Raw genomic sequence first — 2,851 nt, forward strand, 5'->3', positions numbered from 1 at the left:
CAGGGGGGACCCTGTGGGAGAGTAGGACGCCGCCGAACAATCATTGTGGGAAAGCCCCGCACCTTATGGTGCGGGGCTTTTCTGCGTTCCGGACCCATTTCATTCGATGAGCCGCGGCTGCCGGGAGTGCCACGGCACGTCGTCGGCCTGGCCGGGCCGGGGCACGGTGGCCCGCCGGAACCGGGTGTCCAGCGCGTCCAGCTCCGCTTGCCGTGCGGCCCGGACGCGCTCGGTGAGCACGGGCCAGGCCGCGGCGAGCCAGCGCCGGCAGCGCAGCCCGTCCTCGTACTCCCAGACGACTTCGGCGTCGAACCCCTCCTCAGCCTCCTGCACCCACGCCTCCCACGCCTCCAGCGCGGTGTTGAGCGTCAACATCCCGTACCGCGCCGCCAGATCCCGGCTGGCGCGGTGCACCGACTCGTAGTCATCCGCCTCGAGGGCCCCCACATCCATAACCCCAGCCTCGCACCCGCGGCCCACGCGCCCCAGTGCGAACCTGGTCGGCGTGAAGGGTCGCTACTGCCCGCCCGCCTCAGGCTCGTTCTCGAGCGAGGCGCTGTGCAACGATCGGAAGATGTTGGGGACCAGCAGCGAGGATGGGCCAGCGCTTCGGCGTGAAGCCGAGCGAGTGGTCAACGAAGTCGCCCAGGAGCGCCGCACGTTGGACGAGGGGACGTCCTGGTTCTCCGCCCTCCCCGCGGTAGGACGGCAGGCTGTGCTGCACGAGGTCGCCGGCTACGCGATGCAGGCCCACATCACGGCGGCGGACGGGCGCGAAGGAGTCGCCCGGTCCGGCGTGAAACCCACGGCCAACCCTTCGGTGATGATCTCCATGGACCCACCCCGCTACGGGTTTGCAGCTCTCCCGGCCGACGAACACGTCCAAGCGTTCCGTGTCCTCGTCTCGGTGTTCTCCGTCGCCGACACCCGCCGCAGGCAGACGTACTGCAAGGGCACTTGCGGACACGCCTGGCACAACTTGCCGCGTCTCGCCGACTGACGCCCAGCGGGCGAGGACCGCACTGTTCGCCGAGGCGGCTAGGCGGTGGAGGCATCACCGACGAGTGCACCTCGGCGAGCGTGTTCGCGCCCTACCGGCCCAGGCTGATGCGGCGGGAGTTTGGGGTGATGCACCCGCCTTCGAGTCGCTCATGGCACGGATCCGGGTGCCCAGGCCGGTCGGCAGACCGCGAACACCAAGGGATGTCGTCCTGGCCGACGATGCCTACTCGTCGCGCCGCATTCACCTGCGGCGTCGCGGGATCCAGGCGGTGGTCCCGTAACCGGCCGACCAGGCAGCCAACCGCAAGCGCAGGGGCGGCGCGGGCGGTACTGACGGCCGAGCCGCCCTGTGTGCTCGACGGGTGGCTGCGGAGGTTCTGAACTCGCGCCCATTCTGCAGGAGTTCGCGATCCGCGACGAGGGGTGGGATCCGGCCTACGCGGCTGGCACGGCCATCGTGGAGGAGGCTTCTCCGTGCTGCACAAGAAGGTGGATGCCCCCTTCGGGGACGCACACCCTCGAGGCTCTGCGGCGGTGTACGGGGGAGTTCGGCCAGCGGGTTGGAGCTGTCGCTGCGGTTGGTGGACCAGGCGGTCCGTGGTTGGAGGGACGGCCCGCCACCTGGCGGGCCTCGCTTGCTGTGCCCGCTGGCGCCCCGGGGCAGGCACCGGCCCGCGGCGACGGGGGCCAGGTGCGCAGGTTGCTGCGCGAGCTTCTCGGTATCGCCGTTCGGCATGTGGGCAGCGCCGTGGGGCTCACCGGTGTCGATGAGGGGAGTGCGTGCGTGGTTGCCGTCCACAATCGCGGCACTGCCCTTGCCGAAAGGTGCGGAGCCGGGTGAAGGGGGCGCGCCCTGTGGGTGGGGCGCTGTTAGGTTGCGGGCGTGGACGACTTCTCGCGGTCTTGGGCGGCGTTGCTGGCGGCGGTTGCCGAGTTGGGGGACGGGGACTTCGCGCGGCCTTCCGGGTGTGCGGGGTGGCTCGTGCGGGACCTGGTGTGCCATCTGGTCATCGACGCCCAGGACGTGCTGATCACGCTGGTCACCCCCGTCGACGCGGAACCGACCCGGGACGCGGTGACGTACTGGGACCTCGTCGAGGCCCCGACGGGGCAGGACCCGCTCGACGCGCTGGTCGTCCGGCTCGCCGCCGCGTACGGGGAGCCGTGGCTGCTCAAGTTCCACCTCGACGACGTGGGGTCCGCCGCCGGCCGCGCGGCGGACCTGGCCGACCGTGCGATGTGCGTGGGTACCAAGGACGAGGTCCTCACCGCGGGCGAGTACCTCCGTGCGTATGTACTGGAGTGGACCCTGCACCACCTCGATCTGGTCGCCCACCTCCCGGACGCCGTCCAGCCGCCGCAGGAGGGCCTCGCACGCTCGCGCGAGCTGCTGGAGGCGATCGTGGGCGAGCCGTTCCCGCCCTCGTTCTCCGACGGGGCAGCTCTGCTGATCGGCACCGGGCGCCGGGTCCCGACCGCTGCGCAAGCCGCTGAGCTGGGGGAACTGGCGGGCCGGCTCCCCTTCGTACTGGGCTGACACCGGGCCCGGCCGCCGGCGTACGCGGGGGCGTTGACAGAGGAGCGGTGGCTGGGTAGAGTCGAACGGTTGCCTCGAACTGGACAAGTTCGGCAGCGATGGTTTAGAGTCTGACCACCCCCTCCCATGGAATTGAATTCCATCAGGGGTGTACTCCGCTCTTTTTCAGTTGTGAACGCCGGGAGAACCGGTCCGAAACTTCTGATAGAGTCGGACTCGCCGGAAAGGGAAACGCGAAAGCGAGGAACTGGAAAGCGAAACCCGCTTCGACCGGGAATCGGACACGAAAGAGTCTGATAGAGTCGGAAACGA

The 2,851-nt window shown here is 69.8% G+C and carries 3 protein-coding genes and 1 pseudogene; 3 read left to right on the forward strand and 1 reads right to left on the reverse strand.

Features of this window, described 5'->3' with window-relative positions; all coding sequences use genetic code 11:
* Positions 1-99 precede the first annotated feature (99 nt).
* Positions 100-453: a hypothetical protein gene (locus ACFWAR_RS39280; RefSeq protein WP_385788500.1), complete on the reverse strand. Its 354-nt coding sequence runs from the start codon at positions 451-453 to the stop codon at positions 100-102.
* A 52-nt stretch (positions 454-505) separates the two neighbouring features.
* Here ACFWAR_RS39280 and ACFWAR_RS39285 point away from each other — a divergent pair, with 52 nt between their 5' ends.
* The 3 genes and pseudogenes from ACFWAR_RS39285 to ACFWAR_RS39295 all read left to right on the forward strand — a co-directional run bounded on the left by ACFWAR_RS39285 (position 506) and on the right by ACFWAR_RS39295 (position 2,539).
* Positions 506-1,000 (forward strand): DUF5958 family protein, encoded by a 495-nt coding sequence (locus tag ACFWAR_RS39285; RefSeq protein ID WP_385788503.1) that lies wholly within the window; start codon positions 506-508, stop codon positions 998-1,000.
* A gap of 112 nt (positions 1,001-1,112) precedes the next feature.
* Positions 1,113-1,280: pseudogene (locus ACFWAR_RS39290) on the forward strand (IS5/IS1182 family transposase); the annotation flags it as partial.
* A gap of 605 nt (positions 1,281-1,885) precedes the next feature.
* Entirely contained in the window at positions 1,886-2,539 is a 654-nt protein-coding gene (locus ACFWAR_RS39295) for a maleylpyruvate isomerase N-terminal domain-containing protein (RefSeq protein ID WP_385788506.1), read from the forward strand.
* Positions 2,540-2,851: the final 312 nt, after the last annotated feature.

Origin of the sequence: Streptomyces sp. NPDC059917 (assembly GCF_042730635.1) — a bacterium.
GTDB lineage: Bacteria > Actinomycetota > Actinomycetes > Streptomycetales > Streptomycetaceae > Streptomyces.